We start from the raw sequence: 23,134 nt of genomic DNA on the forward strand, positions 1-23,134 counted from the left end.
GCTGGAACCGCGCATGACCATCCCGTCCGATATCGCCCAGACCATCATCGACCCCCGCGCCTATGCGGACGGCAAGCAAGTGGACGACGCCTTCGCCTGGCTGCGCCGCGAGGCGCCCCTCGAGCAGGCGCAACCGGAGGGATTCGACCCCTTCTGGGTGGTGACCCGCCACGCCGACATCCTGGAGGTCGAGCGCCAGAACGAACTGTTCCACAACGGCGACCGTTCCACGGTGCTCACCACGATCGAAGCCGACCGAAAGGTCAGGGAGATGATGGGCGGAAGCCCGCACCTGGTCCGCTCCCTGGTGCAGATGGACAACCCCGACCACATGGCCTACCGGCGCCTGACCCAGGGCTCCTTTGTGCCGCAGAACCTGCGAGCGCTGGAGGGACGGATCCGCGAGATCGCCCGGGGCTTCGTGGACCGGATGGCGACGCACGGCGACCGCTGCGACTTCGCCCGCGACGTGGCCTTCCTCTACCCCCTGCACGTGATCATGGAGGTGATCGGGGTGCCGGAGTCCGATGAGCCTCGGATGCTGAAGCTGACCCAGGAGCTGTTCGGCAGCGCAGATCCCGAGCTGAGCCGCAGCGGGGGCGCCGCCCAGACCACCGATCAGGGCGTGGACACCATCCAGTCGGTGGTGATGGACTTCATGCTGTATTTCAACGCCATCACCGAGGATCGGCGGATCAATCCCCGCAACGACCTGGCCAGCGTGATCGCCAACGGCACGGTCAACGGACAGCCGCTCGGCCACCTTGAGGCGATGAGCTACTACATCATCGCCGCCACCGCCGGCCACGACACCACCTCGTCCACCACCGCCGGCGCCCTGTGGGCGCTCGCCGAGAACCCCGAGCAGTTCGCCAAGGTCAAGGCCAACCCGGCCCTGATCCCGGGTCTGATCGAGGAGTCGATTCGCTGGGTGACGCCGGTGAAGCACTTCATGCGGACGGCCACCGCCGACGCCGATCTGGCGGGCAGGAAGATCGCCAAGGGCGACTGGATGATGCTGTCCTATCCGTCAGGCAACCGCGACGAGGCGGTGTTCGCCGACCCCTTCAAGTTCGACGTCGAACGCACCCCTAACAAGCACGTGGCCTTCGGCTACGGCGCCCATGTCTGCCTGGGCCAGCATCTCGCCCGCATGGAGATGCGGATTCTCTGGGAGGAACTGTTCGCGCGCCTGGAGTCGGTTGAATTGGACGGCGCGCCTCGCAACATGGCGGCCAGCTTCGTCTGCGGTCCCAAGTCGGTTCCGATCCGCTTCAAGATGCACTGAGGAAGTCGCGTGTCCGAGCCGTTCAAGACCTGGCAATGCCGCACCTGCGGCTACATCTATGAAGAAGAATTCGGCGATCCGGCGGAGGGGCTGGCGGCGGGCACGCGCTGGGCCGATATTCCCGACAGCTGGATCTGTCCGCTCTGCGGGACGGCCAAGGCCGAGTTCGACATGATCGAACTCTGAGCCCCGCCCGACGTTGACTCACTCGCCGCCGGCTCGTATATGCGCCGGCTCTTGTAGACACCCCCGGGCGAGAGCCTGGTCTTTAAGAAGATACGGTCATGAAGGTTCGAAGCTCGCTCAAGTCGCTCAAGACGCGTCACCGCGACTGCAAGCTCGTGCGCCGCAAGGGCGTCGTCTACATCATCAACAAGACCAACCCGCGCTTCAAAGCCAAGCAAGGCTAAGGCTGCGGGGCCCAGATGCCGAAGGCGGTCATCTGGGACGTTGGTAATGTGGTCGTGCGCTGGAATCCGCGCACGCTCTATTCCCAGATCTTTCCAGAGCCGGTCGCTTGCGACCGGTTTTTGTCGTCGGTCTGCACCATGATCTGGCACGTCAACCACGACCTGGGCGTCACCTTCGCGGAGAACCGCGCGCCGCTGATCGCCCAGTTCCCGGAATATCGCGAGGCGATCGAGGCCTGGGAGACCCGCTGGTGGGACATGTTCTCCGGGACCATCCCCGAGAGCGAGGCCGCCATCGAGGCCCTGCACGCGGCCGGGGTTCCACAATACGGTCTGACCAACATGTCCGAGGAGACCTTCGACGGCACCATGGCCATGAGCCCGGCCTTCGGACGCCTGCGCGACATCGTGGTCTCGGCCCGCGAGGGCATGATCAAACCCGACCCGCGGATCTACGCCCTGACTTGCGAGCGCTTCGGCCTGGCGCCGGGCGACATCTTCTTCGTCGACGACAGCGTGGCCAATGTGGAGAGCGCGCGCGCCTTTGGCATCGACACCCACCATTTCACCGATCCGGCGGCGCTGCGGCCGGCGCTGGAGGCGCGCGGGCTGCTCTAGGCCGGAACTCTCTGTCCCGGCGGATGTTGTGCAGCGGTCCCATCGTCTCAGGAGATCGCCCATGAGCACCCCCCACGAACACGCCGTGAAGGTTCTGAACAGCCTGATCGAAACCACCCTCGACAGCGCCAACGGCTACAAGGAGGCCGCGCACAGCTCGCAGGACAGTCAGTACAAGACCATGTTCAGCGAGCGCTCGCTGAAGCGCATGAAGATCACCGGCGAGCTGCAGCAGGAGGTCCGCACCTTCGGCGGCGAGCCCGAGGACGATCAGTCGGTGCTCGGCAAGGCGCACAACATGTTCGTCGACCTGAAGGCCGCCGTCATGGGTCACGATGAAAAGGCCATCATCAACGAGGTCGAGCGCGGCGAGGACTTCATCAAGGCGAAGTACGAAAAGGCGCTGGCCGATGACGAGCTGCCGGCCACCGTGCGTGAGGTGGTGACTCGCGCCTTCGCTGACATCAAGGCCGACCACGACACCATGAGCGCCCTGAAGAAGAGCCTGAACTAGTCCGTCGGCCCCCGGCGCCTGGCGTCGGGGGCCGACCTCACGGCCTATTCGGTCCTGGCGGCCGCATCGACGGCCGCGTCGGTCTTGCGCGCAGCGGCGCCGGCTGCGGCTTGCGCGTTGTCGGCCGCATTGTCGACCGCGACCGCGGTGTTGGCGGCGGCGGCGTCAGCATTGGCGGCGGTGTCGTTCGCGGCCGAGGCCGCTGCGGCGCCGGCCTGGTCGGCGGCCTCCGCGGCGTGGTTCTCGGTCTTCTGCGAGCAGGCGGTCAGGGCGAGGCTGGCGACGGCGGCTGAGAGGGTCAGGGCGAGGCGCATGGGTTTCTCCGTTGATGTTCAAAGGTCTGCGGGCCCCACCCAGCCGACGGGAAGGCCGAGGCGCTCCCGCCTCGAATGAGGCCGAGGAGCTTAACCGCGGAGAGGCGCTTTGGATGCACGGCGAAGGCGACGCAGGGTCACCCTTGCGAGCCGCGCAGCTTCCAGAGCAGGGTGGCGCATCGACTGAAGGACCGTGGCGATGACCTCCCCCCAGCCTCTCCCCTCGATGATCGACCTGACGCCGCTCAACGAGACCTACCGTGCCGACCCCCACCTGGTGCTGGACGACCTGCGTGCCCGATGTCCGGTGCACCGCGACCCGGTGTCCGGAAACTTCGTGATCAGCCGCTATGGCGACGTGCGCGCCATCGTGTCGGACCGGGAGCTGTGGCGCGATCCCCTGCGGGCGGAGCCCGCGGCGCTGTTCCAGCGGCAGCAGACGCAGAACTATGACCCCAGCCTGCCGCGCACCAGCCAGGCCAGCATCCTGACCCTGGACGATCCCGACCACGCCCGTATCCGCCAGCCCCTGGCACAGGCCCTCTACGCCCGAGTGGCCCGCTTCCGGCCGGAGGTGGAGCGCATCGTCGGCGAGGCCCTGGACGGTATGGCGGGCGCCGCGAGCCTGGACCTGATGGCTCGCTTCTGCGTGCCGATCCCTATCGACGCCATCGCCTCCATCCTGGGGGTCGACCACGACCGGCTGGCGGAGTTCCGCGACTGGTCGGAGGGCAGTATCCAGGGCCTCAACCCGTTCCGCACGCCCGAGCAGACCGCCGTCATGGAGACCGCCAGCGCGGCGCTGTCGGACTATTTCACCAAGACGATCGCCGCCCGGCGCCGCGCGCCCCGGGACGACCTGATCAGCGACATGGTGGGGCTGCAGGCGGCGGGCGCGGACCTCAGCGACGACGAGCTGCGGATCAACCTGACCGCCCTGCTGATCGGCGGCAATCTCACCACCACCGATCTGATCGGCAACGCCGTACGCCTGCTGCTGTTGAACCCTGCGGAGCTGGCCAAGCTGAAGGCCGATCGCAAGATCATCAACGGTCTGGTGGAGGAGGTGCTGCGCTACGAGCCGCCGGTGGACATCACCGGCCGGATCGCGTCTTCGGACATGGAGGTGGGCGGCTGTCCGGTGAAGGCCGGCCAAGCCATGACCGTCTCCCTGCGCGCCGCCAACCGAGATCCGGAGGTCTACGAGGACCCGCACCGCTTCGACGTGACCCGCAAGCACAAGCCCCACGTGGCCTTCGGCGGCGGCGCCCATATCTGCATCGGCGCGCCCCTGGCGCGGCTTGAGGCCCAGGTCGCCCTGGTCATGCTGTTCGACCGCTTCCCGAACCTGAAGCTGGCCCATCCGGACGAGACGCCGGCGTGGCGCAGGCTACCCTTCTTCCGGGGCATGGAGCGCCTCGAGGTGCTGACCTAGGCGCGCCAACCCAGCGTTGACCCCGATCAAGGCCGACCAGGGCCAGGCCGGCCAGGGTTGAGGCCAATTCGCGGCGGAGGCGCCCGGGGCCGAACATGGACTCTTCCCACACGACGCCGGCCTTCGACATCCGCGGTCTGTCCAAGGTCTACAGGACAGAGGCCGGGGAGGTGCACGCCCTGCGCGGCGTCGACCTGCAGATCGCCAAGGGCGAGACCCTGGTGCTGCTGGGCCCGTCGGGCTCGGGGAAGTCGACCCTGCTCAACATCCTTGGCGGGCTCGACCGGGCGAGTTCGGGATCGGCGCGTTTCCATGACCTGGAGCTGACCACCGCCAGCGACCGGGAACTGACCCGGTACCGACGGGCGAGCGTCGGCTTCATTTTCCAGTTCTTCAACCTGGTTCCCAGCCTGACGGCGCGGGAGAATGTGGCCCTCATCACCGAAATCTCCCGCGATCCCATGCCGCCGGAGGAGGCCTTGGCCCGTGTCGGCCTGGCGGAACGACTGGATCACTTCCCCGCCCAGCTCTCCGGCGGCGAGCAGCAGAGGGTGGCCGTGGCGCGCGCCATCGCCAAGCGACCCGAACTGCTATTCTGCGACGAACCCACCGGATCGCTGGACAGCGAGAGCGGGGTCCGCGTCCTGGAGGCCATCGCCGAGGTCACCGCCGCGGTGGGGGCGACCACTATGATCGTCTCCCACAACACCTCCATCGGGGCGATGGCCGACCGCGTCATCCGCTTCCGCGACGGCCAGATCACCGAGGTGGCGGCCAACCCCCGCAAGACGGCGCCGAGGGAGATGGCCTGGTGAGGCTCGCCCCCCTGGATCGCAAGGTGCTGCGCGACCTGTGGCGCATGAAGTGGCAGGTGATGGCCATCGCCCTGCTGATCGCCTGCGGGGTCTCGGTGGCGGTGATGTCCTTCTCCGCCCAGCGGGCTCTGGCGACGGCCCAGGCCGCGTTCTACGAAGAGACCCGCTTCGCCGACGCCTTCGCCCAGGCCAAGCACGCCCCGCTGTCCCTGGCGCGGGATCTTGCGGCCATCGAGGGTGTGAGCGCGCTCGACGTGCGGATCGCCGAGGTGGGGCTGATGGATGTGCCCGGCCTGGCGCGGCCGGCGACCGCCCGGCTGATCGCCCTGCCGCAGGACGAGCGGGCGGCGCTCAATGGGATCGTGCTGGTCGAGGGGCGGCTCCCGGACCCCGCGCGCACCGACGAGGCCGTGGCCCTGAAGACCTTCATGACCGCCGCCCACCTTCATCTGGGGCAGAAGCTGAGCGCGGTGATCGGCGGGCGGACCTTCGATTTCAAGATCGTCGGAGCGGCCCTGTCGCCCGAGTACGTCTATGTCCCGGCCCCGGAATCCTTCATGCCCGATGACGCTCACCAGGGTGTGCTGTGGGCGCCGCGGCCCGCGGTGGAGCGGGTGGCCGGCATGTCTGGGGCCTTCAACACCGCGGCCCTCCGCCTCGCGCCCGGGGTCGCGGTCGCCGGTGTGTTGCGGGACGTCGATCGTCTCCTGGCGCCCTATGGCGGCCGGGCGGCCTACGCCCGGGCCGACCAGCCCTCCCACGCGTTCCTGGATGCCGAGCTCAAGGAGCTGTCTACCTCGGCCACCATCCTGCCGCCGATCTTCCTGCTGATCGCCGCGGCCCTGGTGCATCTGGTGGTCACCCGGCTGGTGGAGGCCGAGCGCGAGCAGATCGGCCTGCTCAAGGCTTTCGGCTACAGCGATCTGGAGGCGGCCTCACCCTATCTGAAGCTGGCGGGCGCGATCGGCCTGACCGGCGCCGTGGCGGGAGGGCTGCTGGGCGGCGCCCTGGGGGCGGCGATCGTCGACGTCTATCGGGACTATTTCCGTTTTCCGGTCCTGGATGTGACCTTCCATTGGCCGGCCTTCGCCGGCGCCTCGGCGGTGGCTGTCGGGGCGGCCCTGGCCGGGTCGTTGATGGCCGTGCGCCGCGCCGCGGCGCTGTCGCCGGCGGTGGCCATGTCGCCGCCGCGGCCCGCCGCCTATCGCGCCGGCCTGCTGGACCGCCTGGTGCGGGGCGCTGGGGTCGACCAGGCCACCCGGATGGTGGTGCGCCACCTGGAGCGGTTCCCGATGCGGGGCGCCCTCGCCGCCCTGGGCTTGGCCTCCAGCCTGTCCCTGCTGGTGGGGACCCAGTTCTTGTTCGACAGCATCGACCAGGTTGTGGACCAGGCCTATTTCCGCACCCAGCGCTGGACGGAGTCGGTCGGCCTGGCCGAGGCGCGCGGGATCGCCGCCGTCATCGAGATCGGACGCCTGCCCGGGGTGACGGCGGCCGAGCCCGTGCGTGTGGTGGCCGCACGCCTGAAGGCCGCCGGGCGCGAGGAGACCACCCGCCTGGTGGGCCTGGACTCCGACGCGCGCCTGCAGCAGCCCCTGGACGCCCGCGACCAGCCCATCGCGTTCAAGGGGGACGGCCTGGTGGTGAGCGAAGCGCTGGCGGGACGCCTCGGCCTGCAGGCCGGCGACCGGGTCTGGGTAGAGGTGCTGGACGGACGCAGGCCGAGCGCCCTGATGACCATTAACGCCCTTGCCCGCGACTATACGGGCTTCGCCGCCTATCTGGACCGTCGCGCCCTGAACCGGCTGATGGGCGAGGGCGACCTGGCCAACCGCGCCGAGCTGCTGGTGGCGTCCGACGCACGGCCGGCCTTCTACCGCGCCGTGGAGGCCAGGCCTGGCATCGTCGGCGCCTCCTCCCGCGACGAGACGGTGGCCGCCTGGCGCCAGGCCATGGCCGAAGCCTTCCGCGTGACCCTGATCTTCTATGTCGGCTTCGCCGCCGCGATCGCCTTCGGGGTGGCCTACAACGTCACCCGCATCTCGCTATCGGAGCGGTCGCGGGACCTGGCCACCCTGCATGTCCTGGGCTTCGGCCATGGGGAGTGCGCCTATATCCTGGCCGGCGAGCTGGTGATCCTGGCCCTGGCGGCGGTTCCGCTCGGAGTGCTGGGGGGGCAGGCCCTGGCCCATGGTCTGGTGGCCGCCTATTCGCGCGACGAGCTGCGGCTGCCGGCGGTGATCACCGCTCAGAGCTATGGCCTGGCCATCGCAGCCTATCTGAGCGCCGTGCTGCTGGGCGGGGCGCTGGTGGTGCGCCGCATCTGGGGGCTCGACCTCGTGAGCGTTCTCAAGACCAGGGAGTAGGGCCATGGCCGACATCAAGTGGGTGAGATGGGCGCTGGCGGGCGCGGCGGCGGCCGTGGCCGCGGGCGCCCTGGCCCTGCTGCTGGTCCCACGCCCCGTGCCGGTGGAGGTCGGCGCCGCAACCGTGGGCCCCATCGCCCTGAGCGTCGCCGACCAGGGCTTGGCCCGGGTGCGGGAAGCCTATCTGGTGGCCGCCCCGGTTTCCGGCCGGCTCGAACGGGTTGAGCTGCATGTCGGGGACCCGGTCGTGGCGGGCACGACTGTGGTGGCCCGGATACGCCCCGCCAGCGCCGATCTGATGGACCCTCGCGCCCGAACCCAGGCCGAGGCGGCCGCGACGGCGGCCCAGGCCGCGGTTGGCGCCGCCCAGGCTCAGCAAGAGCAGCTGGCGGCCGAGGCGCGCAAGGCCGATGGCGACCTCGCCCGGGTCCGGGTCCTGGCCGAGAAAGGCTTCGCCGCCCGCCAGGCCCTGGAGTCGGCCGAGGCCCAGAGCCGCGCCGGTCGCGCCGCAGTGCGGGCCGCCGCCGCCCAATTGGCGGTCCGGCGATCGGAACTGGCGGTGGCCCGCGGCGCCCTGCTGGGCCCCGACGCCGCCGGCGGCCAGGCGGTGACAGTGACCTCGCCAGCGTCGGGTTATGTCACCCGTGTGCTGCAGGAGAGCGCCGCGCCGCTGGCCATGGGCGCGCCCTTGCTGGAGGTCAGCGACCAGGCCGGCCTGGAGGCGGCTATCGAGTTCCTGTCCCAGGACGCGGTGCGGATCGCCGAGGGCATGGGCGCCGAGATCTATGACTGGGGCGGCCCCGGAACCCTGCCGGCGGTGGTGCGCCGGGTGGAGCCCCAGGCCTTCACCAAGACCTCGGCCCTGGGGGTCGAGGAGCAGAGGGTGCGGGTGCTGTTGCAACTCACCGGCCCGCCGGCGACCTGGGCGCGTCTGGGGCCGGGCTACCGCGTCTGGGGCCGGGTGATCCTGCGCCGATCGCCCCACGCCCTGAAGGCGCCCGTCGGCGCCCTGGTGCGCGCCGACGGGCGCTGGGCGGTTTACCGGATCGAGGCCGGGCGGGCGCGGCTGATCCCCATCACGGTCGGCGCCCTCGCCGACCAGGAGGCCGAGGTGCTGTCGGGGCTGAAGGGGGGCGACCGGCTGGTGGTCTTCCCCTCTGACAAGGTCCGCGACGGCGCGCGGGTCAGAGCGCGGGCGAGGACGGCGGACTGACGGCTCAGAGCTGGATGACAGCGGCCCGGCGCGAGGCTAGTGTCCGCCGCTTTCCAGCCTCCGACCCGCGAGTTCCCATGGCCGACGACGCCACCGCCCACGCCGACATCCTGAACCAGACGGCCCAGGGCCAGCTGAAGAGCATCATCGAGCGCATCGAGCGCCTCGAACAGGAGAAGTCGGAGATCGCCGAGCAGATCAAGGAGGTCTTCGCCGAGGCCAAGGGCAACGGCTTCGACGTCAAGATCCTGCGCAAGGTGATCCGCATCCGCAAGCAGGACGCCGCCAAGCGCCAGGAAGAAGATGCGATCCTGGATCTCTACCTCTCCGCGCTCGGAGTGATTTGAAGCGCGGCCCACCAGACCGGAAGGCGCAGGCCCAGCGGGCCGCGCTGAACGCCCTGAGGCGCGCCCAGCGCACGGCCGACAAGGCGGGCGTCAAGCTCTCCGACTGGGAGGGCGAATTCCTCGACTCCGTCACCGAGCGGGTGAAGACCTATGGCCGCGCCTTCGCCGATCCCGAGAAGGGCGGCGCGGGTGAGGCCTTCTCGATGATGCAGCACATCAAGCTGAAGGAGATCGTCGCCAAGGCCAAGGGCGAGCCGCGCTTCCCACCTAAGCGTGGCGGCGGCTTCAAGCGCCGGGGTCCTGCCAAGCCCGAGCCCGAGGGCGACTGACCTCCGTGATCGATGAAGACTCCCTCCCGGCCCTGGTGGCCCGGGCCCGACGGGCGGCCTTGACCCTGAAGGCCGTCACCCACCGGCAGAGGCGCGCCGGACACGCCCTCTACATCGTGCTGCTGGAGGATCGCCGTCGCACCCCGCCGTGGGGCTTCTATGTGGGCGAGACCTCGCGCGATCCCGACCTCCGGTTCGACCAGCACAAGACCGGATACAAGGCGAGCCGCCATGTGAACCGCTTCGGCGTGCGTCTGCTCCCCGAGGTGGTGGCGCACCTCAATCCCCTGCGGCGCTGGGAGGCCATCGAACTGGAAGCCGCCCTGGCCGAGGCCTTCCGCAACGCCGGCCTGCCCTGGGTTGAGGGCGGCCACTAGCCGAACGCGGGTCGGGGAACCTCAGGCGCGCGGAATGCGTAGGGAAGGGTGACAGGAGTTCCCGCCATGCCTTTGCCCTTCGCGCTTTCCCTCTGGTTCCACGTCATGTGGGGCTCAGCCATGCCTGCCGCTCCCAAGACACCGGCGCTGCCGGAGTAGGACGTCCTTCTCCCGCAAGAGAAGAAGGAGTCTAGGGCACCAAGGCCGCGCCGCTCGTCACGCCGCCGCGGTGGCGTCGTCGCCCTCGCCCTTCTCCAGGATCCCCTCCAGGCCCTGCTCGCGCACCTTGCGATAGAGGGTGGAGCGACCGATGCCGAGGCGGCGCGCGACCTCGCTCATGTGGCCGGCATAGATCTCGATGGCCAGCTGGATGAGGTCGCGCTCGATCTCCTCCAGGGTGCGCAGGTGGCCGCGGCCGTCGAGAATACGCACCGGCGCGTCCGTCGGCATCTCGGCCATCAGTTGCTGGGCGGTGGGCAGCACCGGCGGGGCGGCCATCAGCGAGGTCGGCGACACCGCCTCGGGCGGCGGGGCCGCGACGCCCGAGATCGCCGGGAAGTCGTAGGGCTGCAGATAGGGGGAGTCGGCCAGGACGATGGCGCGATAGACGGCGTTCTCCAGCTGGCGGACATTGCCCGGCCAGTCGAAGGCCGTGAGGAAGGCCAGGGTCTCGGCCGAGGCGCCGGTGACCGACTTGCCCTCTTCGATGTTGAAGCGGCGGATGAAGTGCTCCACCAGGGCCGGGATGTCCTCGCGCCGTTCGCGCAGGGCCGGGGCCTCGATTGGGAAGACGTTCAGGCGATAGAACAGGTCCTCGCGGAACTGGCCGTCTTTCACCGCCTGGGCGGGATCGCGGTTGGTGGCCGAGACGATACGGACGTCGACCTTCAGGGAGCGCTTGGAGCCGATGGCGTCCACCTCGCCCTCCTGCAGCACGCGCAGCAGCTTGACCTGCATGTCGAGGGGCAGCTCGCCCACCTCGTCCAGGAACAGGGTGCCGCCATTGGCCTCCTGGAACTTGCCCAGGTGCTTGTCGGTCGCGCCGGTGAAGCTGCCCTTCTCGTGACCGAACAGGATGCTCTCGATCAGGTTCTCCGGGATGGCTCCGCAGTTCACCGCCACGAAGGGCTTGCCGGCGCGGTCGGATGACCCGTGCACGGCGCGCGCGATCACTTCCTTGCCGACCCCGCTCTCGCCGGTGATCAGGATGGGGATGGAGGACTTGGCCGCCCGCTCGCCCAGGCGCTTGACCATGGTCATGGCGGGCGAGTCGCCCACCATGTCGGCGAAGCTGGCGCGGCCGGTGGCGTGCTTCTTCAGCCGCTCCACCTCGCTCTTCAGCGACCCCAGGTTCAGGGCGTTGCGGATCGAGACGATGATCCGTTCGGGCGAGGCCGGCTTGACGAAGAAGTCGCACGCGCCGGCCTGCATGGCGGCCACCACGGTGTCGATGCCGCCGGTCGCGGTGATGACGATGACCGGCTGGTGGTGACCCCGGGCCCGCATCTCCTTCAGCGTGTCCTGGCCGGTGATGCCGGGCATCACCAGGTCCAGCAGCACCAGGTCGGTCGCCGCGCCCGACTGCAGGCGGGCGATCGCCTGGTCGCCGTTCTCGGCGTGGACCGCGACAAAGCCCTCGCGCTCCAGCACCGCCTGGATCAGCCTGCGCTGCGTCGGATCATCGTCGACGACAAGGACCGTCTTGGTCATTTGAAAACACCCACCAGAACCGGGCGCCGCCACATGGACGAGGCCTCTTGTTGACCCGGATTGATACAGGCCTTGGGTAAAGGACGGGTTTCGGAGTCCTGAGTCGGACGTTAACGGCGCGCTTCCGGAGCCGCGGGCTAACGGGGTCTGACGTCACGTCACAGGTTGCGGCCTCGGCGCCTGCGCGCATAGTAGCGCTAGGGCCGGAAGACACGGTCGGGAGGACATCATGAAGCTTACCAAGCTCGCCATCGTCGTGGCGTTGGCCGCCGCCGTCGCCGCCTGCGGACAGGGCAAGCCGGGCGACCTGGACGCCAAGCGGCTGGTCGCGGCGTCAGGCAATGGCGACTGGATGTCCGTTGGCCGGACCTATGACGAGCAGCGCTACAGCCCCCTGACCAAAATCGACACCAAGAACGTCGGGACGCTCGGCCTGGCCTGGCACCACGAGTTCGACACCGATCGCGGCCAGGAGGCCACCCCGGTGGTGGTCGATGGCGTCATGTACACCACCACCGCCTGGTCCAAGGTCTACGCCTTTGACGCCAAGACCGGCGAGCAGAAGTGGGCCTTCGACCCCAAGATCGACGGCGCCAAGGCCTTCGACGCCTGCTGTGATGTGGTCAACCGCGGCGTGGCGGTCTGGAAGGGCAAGGTCTATTTCGGGACCCTCGACGGCCGCCTGATCGCGTTGGACGCGGGCACGGGCAAGCCGGTGTGGAGCGTCCAGACCACCGACAATTCCCAGCCCTATACGATCACCGGCGCGCCCCGGATCATCAAGGACAAGGTGCTGATCGGCAACGGCGGCGCCGAGTACGGAGTGCGCGGCTATCTGTCGGCCTATGACGCCGGCACCGGGAAGATGGCGTGGCGTTTCTTCACCACCCCTAATCCCGACGGCAAGCCCGATGGCGCGGCCTCCGACAAGGTGATGGCCGAGAAGGCCGCGGCCACCTGGTTCGGCGACGGCTGGAAGAAGACCGGCGGCGGCGGCACGGTCTGGGATTCCATGGCCTACGATCCGGATCTCGACATCCTCTATGTCGGCGTCGGCAATGGTTCGCCCTGGAACCACGTGAAGCGGTCGGACGGCAAGGGCGACAACATCTTCCTGTCCTCGATCCTGGCCCTGAAGCCTGAAACCGGGGCCTATGTCTGGCACTATCAGACCACCCCGGCCGAAACCTGGGACTACACCGCCACCCAGCACATCATCCTGGCTGACATCACCGTGGCCGGCGCGCCGCGCAAGGTGTTGATGCAGGCGCCCAAGAACGGCTTCTTCTATGTCCTGGACCGGGCCACCGGCGAGCTGCTCTCGGCCAAACCCTATGTGCAGATCACTTGGGCCACGGGGGTCGATCCCAAGACCGGGCGGCCCATCGAAACCCCCGGCGCGCGCTATGAGAATGCGCCGTCCCTGCAGTTCCCCGGTCCGCTGGGCGGCCACAACTGGCATCCGATGTCGTTCAGTCCGCAGACCGGCCTAGTCTACATCCCGGCCCAGGTCCTGCCCTTCGCCTATGTCAACGATCCCAACTACAAGCACCGCCAGGGCGCCTGGAACCTGGGCGGCGACTTCCTCGCCAACGCCCTGCCCAACGACAAGGCCCAACTTGCGGGTTTGAAGGCCATGTTCAAAGGCCAACTCGTCGCCTGGGACCCCGTGGCGCAAAAGGCCCGCTGGACCGTGGAGCACCCCTATTTCTGGAACGCCGGCGTGATGTCGACGGCGGGCGGCCTGGTGTTCCAGGGCAACGGCCTGGGTGAGTTCGTCGCCTATGAGGCCACCACCGGCAAGAAGCTATGGAGCTACAGGACCGAGAACGGCGTGGTCGCCGCCCCCTCCACCTATGAGATCGACGGTGAGCAATACGTGGCCCTGATGGTGGGCTATGGCGGCGGGGCGCCGGTCTCGGCCTCGGTGGTGCTGCGCGAGCGGCCGAGGTTGGCCGGCCGGCTGCTGGTGTTCAAGCTGGGGGGCAAGGCGGTGGCCAAGCCCTACGACATCCCGGTGGTCCCGAACCTGGAGCTCACTGGCGTCACGTCGACCGGCGATGTGAAGGCGGGCTTCGCCCTCTTCCACAACAACTGCCAAGTCTGCCACGGGCCCAGCGCCTCGGGCGCCTATCTGCCCGACCTCAAGAAGTCGCAGATGCTGCTGGCCGCCGAGAGCTGGAAGTCGGTGGTCATCGACGGCGCCCTGAAGGATCGAGGGATGGCCGGCTTCGCCCGCTTCCTGACGCCCAAGGACGCCGAGGACATCCGCGCCTATGTCCTGACCGAGGCCCGCAACGCCCAGGCCGGCGCGAAGCCGGCCAAGGTCCAGGGCGCCAAGTAGGCCCATCACGGGGGATCGCCACGGCGGCGGTCCCCCGTGGGGACCCTGACCGTGAGCCTGCCGTCGATCAACTGAGCGCGTGGTGAACGGCCTCTTAGGGGCGTTCATTCACGCAGCATTCAGCGCCGGCGGGGCATTGCGAGGGCTCAATGCAGATCGCCAACACCCTTGCGGCCCCGCAGCCCGTCCTGCCAGACACCGTCGCCGCCGCGGCCATGGTGCTGCACGACCGCAGCGGGGCGCTGAGTCTCGACCAGCAACTGGGCGCCTATCAGGACCTGGCCAGCCGTTGGCGCGCCGCCCCCTCCGGTGAGCGCCAGGCGCTCGCCAGGGCGCTGACCGAATCTCCCTTCGGCCAGCGAGTGCAGTCGACTCTGAACGGCTTCACCCGGGCCGCCTGGGCCGGCCCCCATGCCGCCCCGCCGGAACCGCAGGCCAAGCTGCTCACCGCCTTCGACAGCCTGTCGGCGGGCGATCAGCAGATTGTGGCCGGGCTGCAGGTGGATGAGGCCGGCGCCCCCGCCTACGGCTCGCCCGCCGAGTACCGAGCGCGCCTGCAGGCCGACTTCGACGCCGCCCAGCCGCGCAAGGCCGACACTGTCAGCCTGTCGCCCGAGGCCAAGGCCCACCTGGCGGGCGCTTCGCAGGCCGTACCGGCCGCCGAGACCGAAGTTTCGCCGGCGCGCGCGGCGGCGCTCGCCGCCTACACCCGCCTCTCGCGCTAGGCGGAAGCCGGCTCGTTTTCGCGGAAGGTCTGGAGCTGGTCCTCCAGCGCCTTGGCGAAGGCCGGGCGGGCCAGGCAGCGGGCGCGATAGGCGTCGAGGTTGGGGAACGTCTTCAACGCCCCGCACGCCTCCAGTTCACGCAGCACCGTGGCCATCAGGATGTCGCCGGCGGTGAAGCGGCCCTCCAGATAGTCCTTGTCGCCAAGCGCCTTGCTGAGCGAGGTCAGGCGGGCGTCGAGATTGGCCTGGGCCGAGGGGCGGCGGCCCTCCGTCCAGGCCTCGCCGGCATAGAAGCCGTCCAGCTGCACAAGGTTCTGGGCCTGGGGCTCGATGGAGTTGAGCGCCGCGAAGATCCAGGTGCTGACCCGGGCCAGGCCCGCCTCGTCCCGGGGCGCCAGGGCCTCGGACTTGGCGGCCAGGCGCAACACGATGGCGCCGGACTCAAACATCTCCACCTCGTCGTCGCGATAGGCCGGGACCTGTCCGAAGGGCTGCCACTGGCGATAGCCCTCCGTATCGCCATCGATCAGGATCACCTCATAGGGCAGACCCGCCTCCTCCAGGGCCCAGCGGACGCGCAGGTCGCGCACCCACCCTTGCGCGAAGGGCGGCGCCCAGCGGAAGGCGGTGAACTGGATGGTCATCGGCCAGGTCCTTCAGTCGTCGTGGCGGGGGCGGCCGGAGCGGGGAGCGCCGACAGGGTGAGCAGGTCACGCCGCGCCCGGTCGGGGTCGGCCAGCTCGGTTTCCAGCGCGGCATGGACCGCGGCCCACAGCGGCAGGGCGGCGGCGAGACGGTCCTGGCCGGCGGCGGTGAGGGCCACGCGGCGGGCGCGATGGTCCTCGGGATCGACGCTGATCTCCGCCAGACCCTCCCGGACCAGGGGCTTCAAGGCGGCGGTGAGGGTGGTGCGATCGGCGCCCAGGGTGGCCGCCACCAGGCTCATCGGCGCCGGCCGGCCTCCGTTGAGAGCGTTGAGCAACGAGAATTGGCCGTTGGTCAGCCCCACCGGCCGAAGCGCCCCGTCAAAACGCCGCGCCAGGGCGCGCGCCGCGCGCTGCGCGTGCAGGCACAGGCAGGTGTCACGGGCGTGAAGGGTGGTGTCGAGGGCGACGGTCGAGGTCATTGGCGTCAACTTATGTTGATATCAACTAAATGCGTCAAGCCGGGCGGGAGCGTGGTGGGCTGGCTGGCATTGATCACCGCGACCCTGCTCCATGCTGACGCTCCGCGTCAGCAGCCTGTGGCAGATATGGGCGGCGCCACGGAGCGCCGGCTTGAAGGAGACGAGACATGATCGCGGGAAGCTGCTGCTGCGGCGCGGTGCGGTTCGAACTGGCGGCGCCGCCCACCATGATGGCCACCTGTCATTGCACGCGGTGCCGAAAGGCGGGGATCAGCACCTTCGTCTTCGTCGACCGGGCAACGTTCCGATGGGTCGAGGGGCAGGACATGGTGGCCAACTACGCGCCGGCCCCGCCCTATCAGTTCTCCCGGTCGTTCTGCCGCGGCTGCGGCACGGCCTTGGGCGAACCCCTGTCGCCGGCCGACTCGTTCCCGATCTCGGCCAACTGCCTGGACGGCGACCCCGGCGTCCGCAACCGGTTCCACGAGTTCGTGGCCGAGAAACCGGCCTGGTACGAGATCTGCGATGGGGCCAAGCAGTTCGAGGGGTATCCGGTGCGGGCGCGTTCGTGATGGCGACCGGTATCCAGCTGCGCCAGGAGGTCCGGAGACAATGGCGCCGGGTCCGCCCTAGTCCCGCCTCAGGCGCCGCGCTAAACCCTGCCCATGAACGCGCCCGTGAAACTTGACGCCCTGCCCGAGTGGCAGCTCTCCGACCTCTATGCCGGGCGTGATGACCCGAAGATCGAGGCCGACCTTACCGCCGCCAAGGCCGCCAACGACGAGCTCGTGAAGCTGAAGGGGCGGTTCGTGGCGCTGCGGAGCGATCCGCTGCACCTGGGCGAGCTGCTGGACCATGGGATCGGGCTCTATGAGAGCGCGGTGAACGGGCTGTGGGCCGTGGGGGCCTATGCCGGCCTGGCCTCTTCGGTGGCCAAGGACGATCCGGTCTGGGCCAAGTTCGAGGGTGACCTGCGCACCCGGTCCTCGCAGATCGGCGCCGAGAGCCTGTTCTTCACCCTGGAGCTCAACCAGCTCGAGGACAACGAGATCGAGATGGCCTTCAAGGCCCATCCCCCCGCCGCCCGCTGGCGCTCGTGGATGCGGCGGGTGCGGCTGTCGCGGCCGCACGAGCTGTCGCCGGACCTCGAACGCCTGCTGATCGACCGCTCGCCCGCGGTGGCCAACTGGGTGCGCCTGTACGACGAGACCCTCGCCCGGCTGACCGCCAAGGTGGGCAAGGAGAACCTGAGCCTGCCCGAGGTGCTGAATCGCCTGTCGGACCCCGACGTGACCCGTCGCAAGGCCGCCGCCCAGGGTCTCGCCAAGGCCCTGGAGGAGCGAACGCCGGAACTGGCGCTCTCCATGAACACGCTGGCCTTTGAGAAGCAGGTGGAGGACCGCTGGCGGAAGTATCCGACCCCGGCCGCCAGCCGCCACATCGCCAACGAGGTGGACGCCGACGCCGTCGAGGCCCTGGAGGCTGCGGTGGTGGAGGCCTATCCGCGGGTCAGCCACCGCTACTATGCGCTGAAGGCCAAGTTGATGGGCCGCAAGACCCTCGACTACTGGGACCGCAATGCGCCGCTCGATACGGCCCAACCGCGCGCCTATGACTGGAAGCAGGCGCAAGGGATGGTGCTGGAAAGCTTCGCCGACCTGGCGCCCAAGTTCGCCGACACCGCCAAGACCTTCTTCGACCGACCCTGGATCGACGCCCGGCCCCGGGCCGGCAAGCAGTCGGGCGCCTATAGCCACCCGGTGACCGCTGAGCGCCACCCCTATGTGTTCATGAACTATATGGGCGAGCGCCGCGACGTGCTCACCCTGGCCCACGAGCTGGGGCACGCCGTTCATCAGACCCTGTGCCAGCCCCTGGGCACCTTGCTGGCCGACACCCCGCTGACCCTGGCCGAAACCGCCTCGATCTTTGGTGAGGGCCTGGTGTTCGAGCGGCTGCTGGCCGCAGCCTCCAAGGCCGAGCGGCTGGGATTGCTGGCCGGCCAGATCGAGGACGGCATCAACACCGTGGTGCGCCAGATCGCCTTCCACCGCTTCGAGACCCGGTTCCACGCGGCCCGTCTTGAGGGTGAGCTCTCGGCCGAGCAGATCGGCGCGATCTGGCTGGAGACCATGGGCGAGAGCCTGGGCCCGGCCATCAAGCTCAACAAGGGCTACGAGCACTATTGGGCCTATGTCAGCCACTTCGCCCACGCGCCCTTCTATGTCTACGCCTACGCCTTCGGGGACCTGCTGGTGCGCGGCCTGATGGAGAAGCGCCGCGAGGATCCGGCCGCCTTCGCCCCCCTCTATGAGGACCTGCTCTCGGCCGGCGGCACCCGGACCTATGTCGAGGCCCTGCGCCCCTTCGGCCTCAATCCTCGCGGGAAGGCCTTCTGGACCGCCGGCATGGCCCAGATGGAACGGCTGGTGGACGCCTTCGAGGAACTGGTCTGATCCAACGGCGAAGCTGCGCGTTCATGGAGCCATGACAACACCTGACGCGCCGCTCGTCCGCAAGCCGATCTTACAGCGGATCGAGACCCGCGCCCTGTTGATCTGGCTGGCCGGCGCGGCGGCGATCTGGGGGTTCTTCAACATGGCCAGCGAGGTGACGGAGGGCGACACCGACATCGTCGATCAGCAGCTGCTGCTGATGCTGCGCCAGCCGAGCGACCTCAGTGACCCCATCGGCCCACGCTGGGTCGAGGAGGCGATGCGCGACATCACCGCCCTGGGCGGCTTCACCTTCCTGACCATCGCCACCATCGTCGCGGTGCTGCTGTTCAGCTTCCACGGCAAGCGGCGGCAGGCGTGGATTCTGGCCGGCACGGTGCTGGCGGCGCAGATGTCGAGCGAGGTGCTGAAAACCCTCTACGATCGCCCGCGGCCCGACCTCGTGCCGCACGGGAGCTTCGTCTACACCCAGAGCTTCCCCAGCGGGCACTCGGCCCTGTCGGCCGCGGTGTTCCTGACCCTGGCCACCCTGATCGCCAGCGTCGAGAAGCGGCCCAACTCAAAGATCCTGATCTATGTCCTGGCTCTGCTGATCACCGTCGGGGTGGGGTTCAGCCGGGTCTTTCTGGGCGTGCACTGGCCAAGCGATGTGCTGGCCGGCTGGAGTCTCGGCGCCACCTGGGCCTTCGGCGCCTGGATCGTGCTGGAGTGGATGCGTCGCCGCGACGTCAGCCGGGAGGGAGCCTAGCTGTTCGAACCGCCGACCGTCTCACATGGATCAGAAAACGCTCTAGCTATCCGGCTGGTAGGCCAGGCCCGCGGCGGCGAGGTCGGACAGCAGGATCTCGGTGAGGGCCACCAGTTCCGCGATGCCGGCGACCACGGCGGGGCGGGCCACCACCTCGGCGGGCACGATCAGGCCGCCTTTGTCGCGCCGCACCAGGCCCTTGGCCTCCAGCTGTAGCAGGCTGCGGCGCACGGTCTCGTAGGGTAGCAACAGATACTTCGCCAGGCCGTAGACGCTGATCGGGCGCCGTTCGGCGTCGGGCAGGATGTCGGCTAGGCCAGCATGGGCCAGGGCGGCGTCGGGGTCCTGGGTCAGGTTCCGCACATTGGCGAGGTTGACCGCTCGCAGGATCAGCACCGCTAAGGGTTCCAGGTCCATGACCCGGGACATGTGGCAAGCGGTCTCCAGACAATAGGCGCTCACGGCGCGATTGACCTGCCGGAACTGGTCGGGGCTCGCGGGTTGGCGCAGGCCGGAGTCGGAGACCCCCAGCCGGCCCGCCGCCTGCACGAACTCGACCGTGGCAGCCCAATTCTCGGCCGCCACGGCCATCAGGCGGGGGTCGAGGAAGGCACGGGCGGGGATGATCACCCCGCCGGGGACGGTCTCGCACATGCCGACCTGGGTCAGCTTCTTCACATGCCGTCGCGTAGTCTCGTAGGGCATGCCCAGGTTGCGGGCCGCCAAATAGATACTGACCGGCTCCCGCATATGGTCGGGGGGAAGGCCGGGCACGCCGGCATGGGGCTCGGCGATGGGCTCCCGTGAGGCGGTCAGGGCGGCGACATTGGCCCGATTGATTTCGAGGAAGACCAGGACGGTGGCGACGTCCCGGCTCATCGAGCGGGCCACGCGCCGCGCGGCGTCGAGCTGGAAATCCCCGCCGAGACGGGAGAGCAGGCGGCGGCGGTCCACGCCGTGCGTGTCTTCAGGCATGCCTATGGTTTACCGAACGCCGCGACGGAATATCAAGCTTAACTACGGACCAGCGCCGACTTGGCGATGATGTGGCGACAGATCTTCTTGATTCCGGCAGGCATGGGGCCGGCGCGCTCGTTCGGGCGCCTGCGTGAGGCTCTAGTCCCGGATCAGCAGCGCGATCAGGGCGTCCGCGTGCCGCTCGATCTCGGCCTTATCCGACATGTCGATACCATAGGCATGGCGCACCTCGCCGGCCAGAGTGAAGGGCGATTGGGCGGCGGCCGCGAGCATGTAGATCAGGTTGCGGAGGGGCACGCGGGGCAGGTGACCCTGGTCCATCAGCGGCCGGAGCAGGCGCCTCAACGCGCGGTGTTGGGGTCCGACGATCTGCTCGGCGATCCAGGCGACGCGGTCGGACTCCCCCATGGCCTCCTGCACCATGATGCGGGCGTGCTCCGGGTGGCGGGCGCAGTAGCGAACATAGTCGCGCAAGGTGGCCTTGAACCGGTCCAGGGGCGGCTGGCCCCTTGTGGTCCGCCAGCCGCCGGCCATGTGGGCGTTCATGTCGGTGATCAGGGGGGCCAGCGCCGCGCGCCAAAGGGTGGCCTTGTCGGAATAGTGGTAGCGGAGCAGGCTGTGCTCGACGCCCGCCAGGCCCGCGATGTCGCGCATGGCGGCGCCCTCGAAGCCGCGCTCGGAGAACAGCTTCAGCGCGGCGTCCAGGATCGCGCTGCGGGTCTCCTCGACCGGCCGCGCGGTGCGGGCCGGGCGGCCTCGGGGACGGGTGGCGGCGACGGTCATGCGATGATTATTGCCCAAATGGACTAAAATAAATAGGGTCACGCCAACAAAGCGGGAGGACATCAACATGACCCAGGCCTGGATGGACAAGTCCCTGTCGCCGGACAACCGCGCCAAGCTGCTGATCGCGCAGCTGACCCTGGATGAGATGATCTCCCTGGTTCACGGACCGATGCCCGCGATGGTCAATCCGCCCCCCGCCGACGCGGCCATGGGCGCGGGCTATATCCCCGGCGTCGAACGCCTGGGCATCCCGCCGCTGAACGAGACCGACGCCAGCCTGGGGATCGCCAACCCGCGCCAGGTGCGCAAGGGCGACGGCGCCACCGGCCTGCCCTCCGGGCTCTCGCTGGCCTCCACCTGGGACCCTGAGCTCGCCCACGCCGCCGGGGTGATGGTGGGCTCGGAGGCCCGCGACAAGGGCTTCAACGTCCTGCTGGGGGGCGGCGCCAACCTGACCCGCGAGCCGCGCTGCGGGCGCAATTTCGAGTATCTTGGCGAGGATCCGCTGCTGGCCGGGGTGCTGGCAGGCGAGGCCATCAAGGGCGCCCAGTCCAACGACATCGTCTGCACCCTGAAGCACTTCGCCCTGAACGACCAGGAGACCTGCCGCCACGTGGTGGACGCCCGCATCGACGAAGGCGCCCTGCGCGAGAGCGACCTGCTGGCCTTCCAGATCGCCATCGAGCGCGGCGATCCGGGTTCGGTCATGTGCGCCTACAACAAGGTCAACGGGGACTGGGCCGGCGAGAACGATTTCCTGCTGAACCAGGTGCTGAAGCGTGACTGGGGCTACCGCGGCTGGGTGATGAGCGACTGGGGCGCGGTCCATTCCACGGCCAAGGCGGTGATGGCTGGCCTGGACCAGGAGAGCGGAGAGCAACTCGACAAGCAGGTCTATTTCGGCGCGCCCCTGAAGGAGGCCGTGGAGCAGGGGGAGGTGCCCTTCGAGCGGCTCACCGACATGGTCCACCGCATCCTGCGCAGCCTGTTCGACAAGGGAGTGTTCGATAGTCCCGCCGTCCGGCGCGAGACCGACTACGCCGCCAACGCCAAGATCGCCCAGGCCGCCGCCGAGGCCGGGACCGTGCTGCTGAAGAACGACGGGGTCCTGCCGCTGGCGTCCAGCATCCGCAAGATCGCGGTGATCGGGGCCCACGCCGACAAGGGCGTGATGTCCGGCGGCGGCTCCTCCCAGGTGATCCCGGTGAGCGGGCCGGGCCATGAGATCGAGGTCGCGGGCCTTGCCGGCGCCTTCGCCAAGGTCACCTACCATCCATCATCGCCGGTGGCGGCGATCCGGGAGCTGACCCGCAACACCGCCGTGACCTTCGTTTCGGGCGAGGACCACGCCGAGGCCGCGGTCCTGGCCAAGGATGCCGATATCGCCATCGTCTTCGCCGACCAGTGGGCGACGGAGGCCGAGGACCTGCCCAGCCTGTCCCTCCCGGGCGACCAGGACGCCCTGATCGCCGCGGTCGCCGCAGCCAACCCCAGGACCGTGGTGGTGCTGGAGACCGGGACCCCGGTGCTGATGCCGTGGCTGGACGACGTCAACGCCGTGCTGGAGGCCTGGTATCCCGGCACGCGCGGCGGCGAGGCCATCGCCAACATCCTGTTTGGGGCGGTCAATCCGTCGGGCCGCCTGCCCATCAGCTTCCCCTGCGGGGTCGAGGATCTGGTGCGCCCGGACATCCCCGGCCAGATCTTCGGGCCCCCGGTGGAGGGCGCGACCCTGCCCACCACCCGCCCCGACGTGCAGCAGCACAAGGGCCGCTTCTCCGTGGAGCATCCCGAGGGCGCCGACGTCGGCTATCGCTGGTTCGCCAAGACCGGGGCGGCCACCCTGTTCCCGTTCGGGTTCGGGCTTTGCTACACCCACTTTGAATATGCGCGGCTGGAGCTGACCGGCGGCGAGACGATCACCGCCAGCTTTGACGTCAAGAACGCCGGCGGCGTCGCCGGGACCGACACCCCCCAGGTCTATGCGACGGTGACCGGCTCGGATGGCAAGCCTTCCCAGCGCCTGATCGGCTGGGCCCGCGTGGCGCTCCAGCCCGGCGAGACCCGCCGCGTGACCGTGACCGCCGACGCCCGCCTGCTGGCCAATTACGACCCCATCCTGCCGGGCTGGCGGATCGCAGCGGGCCAGGTGAGTGTCAGCCTCGCCAGCTCGGCGGAAGACACCATCCTGCATGGGACGGCGGCCCTGAACTCGCGCACAATGAAGCCCTGACC

General features: G+C 69.2%; 24 protein-coding genes. 18 read left to right on the forward strand and 6 right to left on the reverse strand.

Features of this window, described 5'->3' with window-relative positions:
* Positions 1–13 precede the first annotated feature (13 nt).
* The 5 genes from OCL97_RS10960 to OCL97_RS10980 all read left to right on the forward strand — a co-directional run bounded on the left by OCL97_RS10960 (position 14) and on the right by OCL97_RS10980 (position 2,830).
* A complete protein-coding gene (locus OCL97_RS10960; protein WP_377370099.1) occupies positions 14–1,288 on the forward strand; it encodes a cytochrome P450 in 1,275 nt (424 codons plus the stop codon).
* Between the two features lie 9 nt (positions 1,289–1,297).
* Positions 1,298–1,474 (forward strand): rubredoxin, encoded by a 177-nt coding sequence (locus OCL97_RS10965; RefSeq protein WP_377370100.1) that lies wholly within the window; start codon positions 1,298–1,300, stop codon positions 1,472–1,474.
* A gap of 98 nt (positions 1,475–1,572) precedes the next feature.
* Positions 1,573–1,698, forward strand: a complete 126-nt coding sequence (gene ykgO, locus OCL97_RS10970; protein WP_111456358.1) for a type B 50S ribosomal protein L36 — start codon at positions 1,573–1,575, stop codon at positions 1,696–1,698.
* A gap of 15 nt (positions 1,699–1,713) precedes the next feature.
* On the forward strand, positions 1,714–2,316 hold the full coding sequence (locus OCL97_RS10975; RefSeq protein ID WP_304783705.1) for an HAD family hydrolase: 603 nt from the start codon (positions 1,714–1,716) through the stop codon (positions 2,314–2,316).
* 61 nt (positions 2,317–2,377) lie between these two features.
* Positions 2,378–2,830 (forward strand): PA2169 family four-helix-bundle protein, encoded by a 453-nt coding sequence (locus tag OCL97_RS10980; protein WP_305339128.1) that lies wholly within the window; start codon positions 2,378–2,380, stop codon positions 2,828–2,830.
* Positions 2,831–2,874: 44 nt separating this feature from the next.
* Here OCL97_RS10980 and OCL97_RS10985 read toward each other — a convergent pair whose 3' ends face one another.
* Positions 2,875–3,144 carry a hypothetical protein gene (locus OCL97_RS10985; RefSeq protein WP_304783697.1) on the reverse strand — a complete coding sequence of 90 codons (270 nt, stop codon included), beginning with the start codon at positions 3,142–3,144 and terminating at the stop codon, positions 2,875–2,877.
* A gap of 199 nt (positions 3,145–3,343) precedes the next feature.
* On the opposite strand from OCL97_RS10985, the gene OCL97_RS10990 reads away from it, so the two are divergent.
* From OCL97_RS10990 to OCL97_RS11020, 7 genes are all read left to right on the forward strand, one after another.
* Positions 3,344–4,579, forward strand: coding sequence for a cytochrome P450 (locus tag OCL97_RS10990; RefSeq protein WP_377370101.1), 1,236 nt, complete (start codon positions 3,344–3,346; stop codon positions 4,577–4,579).
* Between the two features lie 95 nt (positions 4,580–4,674).
* Positions 4,675–5,394 carry an ABC transporter ATP-binding protein gene (locus OCL97_RS10995; RefSeq protein ID WP_305762355.1) on the forward strand — a complete coding sequence of 240 codons (720 nt, stop codon included), beginning with the start codon at positions 4,675–4,677 and terminating at the stop codon, positions 5,392–5,394.
* Positions 5,391–7,760: an ABC transporter permease gene (locus tag OCL97_RS11000; RefSeq protein ID WP_377370102.1), complete on the forward strand. Its 2,370-nt coding sequence runs from the start codon at positions 5,391–5,393 to the stop codon at positions 7,758–7,760. The genes OCL97_RS10995 and OCL97_RS11000 overlap by 4 nt, the downstream gene beginning before the upstream one ends.
* Positions 7,761–7,764: 4 nt before the next feature.
* The gene (locus OCL97_RS11005; RefSeq protein WP_377370103.1) at positions 7,765–8,973 is read left to right on the forward strand and encodes an efflux RND transporter periplasmic adaptor subunit; all 1,209 of its coding nucleotides are present in this window, start codon (positions 7,765–7,767) and stop codon (positions 8,971–8,973) included.
* A 77-nt stretch (positions 8,974–9,050) separates the two neighbouring features.
* The gene (gene gapR, locus OCL97_RS11010; RefSeq protein ID WP_304699550.1) at positions 9,051–9,320 is read left to right on the forward strand and encodes a nucleoid-associated protein GapR; all 270 of its coding nucleotides are present in this window, start codon (positions 9,051–9,053) and stop codon (positions 9,318–9,320) included.
* Positions 9,317–9,649, forward strand: coding sequence for a hypothetical protein (locus OCL97_RS11015; protein WP_310540558.1), 333 nt, complete (start codon positions 9,317–9,319; stop codon positions 9,647–9,649). Before gapR ends, OCL97_RS11015 begins: the two co-directional genes overlap by 4 nt.
* 5 nt (positions 9,650–9,654) lie before the next feature.
* The gene (locus OCL97_RS11020) at positions 9,655–10,026 is read left to right on the forward strand and encodes a GIY-YIG nuclease family protein (protein ID WP_377370104.1); all 372 of its coding nucleotides are present in this window, start codon (positions 9,655–9,657) and stop codon (positions 10,024–10,026) included.
* Positions 10,027–10,242: 216 nt separating this feature from the next.
* Here the strand turns inward: OCL97_RS11020 and OCL97_RS11025 are convergent, their stop codons facing one another.
* On the reverse strand, positions 10,243–11,736 hold the full coding sequence (locus tag OCL97_RS11025) for a sigma-54-dependent transcriptional regulator (RefSeq protein ID WP_377370105.1): 1,494 nt from the start codon (positions 11,734–11,736) through the stop codon (positions 10,243–10,245).
* A gap of 229 nt (positions 11,737–11,965) precedes the next feature.
* Here OCL97_RS11025 and OCL97_RS11030 point away from each other — a divergent pair, with 229 nt between their 5' ends.
* Together OCL97_RS11030 and OCL97_RS11035 are read left to right on the forward strand one after the other, a co-directional pair.
* Positions 11,966–14,080, forward strand: a complete 2,115-nt coding sequence (locus OCL97_RS11030) for a PQQ-dependent dehydrogenase, methanol/ethanol family (protein WP_377370106.1) — start codon at positions 11,966–11,968, stop codon at positions 14,078–14,080.
* A gap of 149 nt (positions 14,081–14,229) precedes the next feature.
* On the forward strand, positions 14,230–14,805 hold the full coding sequence (locus tag OCL97_RS11035; protein WP_377370107.1) for a hypothetical protein: 576 nt from the start codon (positions 14,230–14,232) through the stop codon (positions 14,803–14,805).
* Here OCL97_RS11035 and OCL97_RS11040 read toward each other — a convergent pair.
* Together OCL97_RS11040 and OCL97_RS11045 are read right to left on the reverse strand one after the other, a co-directional pair.
* On the reverse strand, positions 14,802–15,449 hold the full coding sequence (locus OCL97_RS11040; protein WP_377370108.1) for a glutathione S-transferase family protein: 648 nt from the start codon (positions 15,447–15,449) through the stop codon (positions 14,802–14,804). The two genes, OCL97_RS11035 and OCL97_RS11040, sit on opposite strands and share 4 nt — an antisense overlap.
* The gene (locus OCL97_RS11045; protein ID WP_377370109.1) at positions 15,446–15,931 is read right to left on the reverse strand and encodes a MarR family winged helix-turn-helix transcriptional regulator; all 486 of its coding nucleotides are present in this window, start codon (positions 15,929–15,931) and stop codon (positions 15,446–15,448) included. The genes OCL97_RS11040 and OCL97_RS11045 overlap by 4 nt, the downstream gene beginning before the upstream one ends.
* Positions 15,932–16,098: 167 nt before the next feature.
* Between OCL97_RS11045 and OCL97_RS11050 the strand changes: the two genes are divergently transcribed.
* The 3 genes from OCL97_RS11050 (at position 16,099) to OCL97_RS11060 (ending at position 19,135) form a co-directional block, all read left to right on the forward strand.
* Positions 16,099–16,503 carry a GFA family protein gene (locus tag OCL97_RS11050; protein WP_377370110.1) on the forward strand — a complete coding sequence of 135 codons (405 nt, stop codon included), beginning with the start codon at positions 16,099–16,101 and terminating at the stop codon, positions 16,501–16,503.
* 93 nt (positions 16,504–16,596) lie between these two features.
* Complete coding sequence (locus OCL97_RS11055) at positions 16,597–18,387, forward strand: M3 family oligoendopeptidase (protein ID WP_377370111.1); 1,791 nt, start codon at positions 16,597–16,599, stop codon at positions 18,385–18,387.
* Between the two features lie 31 nt (positions 18,388–18,418).
* Complete coding sequence (locus OCL97_RS11060; protein WP_377370112.1) at positions 18,419–19,135, forward strand: phosphatase PAP2 family protein; 717 nt, start codon at positions 18,419–18,421, stop codon at positions 19,133–19,135.
* 42 nt (positions 19,136–19,177) lie between these two features.
* Here the strand turns inward: OCL97_RS11060 and OCL97_RS11065 are convergent, their stop codons facing one another.
* Positions 19,178–20,110 carry a hypothetical protein gene (locus OCL97_RS11065; protein WP_377370113.1) on the reverse strand — a complete coding sequence of 311 codons (933 nt, stop codon included), beginning with the start codon at positions 20,108–20,110 and terminating at the stop codon, positions 19,178–19,180.
* Positions 20,111–20,251: 141 nt separating this feature from the next.
* On the reverse strand, positions 20,252–20,896 hold the full coding sequence (locus OCL97_RS11070; protein WP_377370114.1) for a TetR/AcrR family transcriptional regulator: 645 nt from the start codon (positions 20,894–20,896) through the stop codon (positions 20,252–20,254).
* Positions 20,897–20,963: 67 nt separating this feature from the next.
* Here OCL97_RS11070 and OCL97_RS11075 point away from each other — a divergent pair, with 67 nt between their 5' ends.
* Positions 20,964–23,132, forward strand: a complete 2,169-nt coding sequence (locus OCL97_RS11075; protein WP_377370115.1) for a beta-glucosidase — start codon at positions 20,964–20,966, stop codon at positions 23,130–23,132.
* Positions 23,133–23,134 lie beyond the last annotated feature (2 nt).

The sequence above is a fragment of the Phenylobacterium ferrooxidans genome, assembly GCF_042714595.1.
In the GTDB taxonomy this organism is placed as follows: domain Bacteria; phylum Pseudomonadota; class Alphaproteobacteria; order Caulobacterales; family Caulobacteraceae; genus Phenylobacterium; species Phenylobacterium ferrooxidans.

Excerpts from the sequence above, each read along its gene's own strand:
- OCL97_RS11040 (WP_377370108.1), bottom strand. The coding sequence starts at position 15,449 with ATGACCATCCAGTTCACCGCCTTCCGCTGGGCGCCGCCCTTCGCGCAA.
- OCL97_RS11005 (WP_377370103.1), top strand. The coding sequence starts at position 7,765 with ATGGCCGACATCAAGTGGGTGAGATGGGCGCTGGCGGGCGCGGCGGCG.
- OCL97_RS11060 (WP_377370112.1), top strand. The coding sequence starts at position 18,419 with ATGACAACACCTGACGCGCCGCTCGTCCGCAAGCCGATCTTACAGCGG.
- OCL97_RS11070 (WP_377370114.1), bottom strand. The coding sequence starts at position 20,896 with ATGACCGTCGCCGCCACCCGTCCCCGAGGCCGCCCGGCCCGCACCGCG.
- OCL97_RS11025 (WP_377370105.1), bottom strand. The coding sequence starts at position 11,736 with ATGACCAAGACGGTCCTTGTCGTCGACGATGATCCGACGCAGCGCAGG.
- OCL97_RS11055 (WP_377370111.1), top strand. The coding sequence starts at position 16,597 with ATGAACGCGCCCGTGAAACTTGACGCCCTGCCCGAGTGGCAGCTCTCC.
- OCL97_RS10990 (WP_377370101.1), top strand. The coding sequence starts at position 3,344 with ATGACCTCCCCCCAGCCTCTCCCCTCGATGATCGACCTGACGCCGCTC.
- OCL97_RS11075 (WP_377370115.1), top strand. The coding sequence starts at position 20,964 with ATGACCCAGGCCTGGATGGACAAGTCCCTGTCGCCGGACAACCGCGCC.
- OCL97_RS11030 (WP_377370106.1), top strand. The coding sequence starts at position 11,966 with ATGAAGCTTACCAAGCTCGCCATCGTCGTGGCGTTGGCCGCCGCCGTC.
- OCL97_RS10995 (WP_305762355.1), top strand. The coding sequence starts at position 4,675 with ATGGACTCTTCCCACACGACGCCGGCCTTCGACATCCGCGGTCTGTCC.
- OCL97_RS10960 (WP_377370099.1), top strand. The coding sequence starts at position 14 with ATGACCATCCCGTCCGATATCGCCCAGACCATCATCGACCCCCGCGCC.
- OCL97_RS11050 (WP_377370110.1), top strand. The coding sequence starts at position 16,099 with ATGATCGCGGGAAGCTGCTGCTGCGGCGCGGTGCGGTTCGAACTGGCG.
- gapR (WP_304699550.1), top strand. The coding sequence starts at position 9,051 with ATGGCCGACGACGCCACCGCCCACGCCGACATCCTGAACCAGACGGCC.
- OCL97_RS10985 (WP_304783697.1), bottom strand. The coding sequence starts at position 3,144 with ATGCGCCTCGCCCTGACCCTCTCAGCCGCCGTCGCCAGCCTCGCCCTG.
- OCL97_RS11065 (WP_377370113.1), bottom strand. The coding sequence starts at position 20,110 with ATGCCTGAAGACACGCACGGCGTGGACCGCCGCCGCCTGCTCTCCCGT.
- OCL97_RS10975 (WP_304783705.1), top strand. The coding sequence starts at position 1,714 with ATGCCGAAGGCGGTCATCTGGGACGTTGGTAATGTGGTCGTGCGCTGG.
- OCL97_RS11045 (WP_377370109.1), bottom strand. The coding sequence starts at position 15,931 with ATGACCTCGACCGTCGCCCTCGACACCACCCTTCACGCCCGTGACACC.
- ykgO (WP_111456358.1), top strand. The coding sequence starts at position 1,573 with ATGAAGGTTCGAAGCTCGCTCAAGTCGCTCAAGACGCGTCACCGCGAC.
- OCL97_RS11035 (WP_377370107.1), top strand. The coding sequence starts at position 14,230 with ATGCAGATCGCCAACACCCTTGCGGCCCCGCAGCCCGTCCTGCCAGAC.
- OCL97_RS10980 (WP_305339128.1), top strand. The coding sequence starts at position 2,378 with ATGAGCACCCCCCACGAACACGCCGTGAAGGTTCTGAACAGCCTGATC.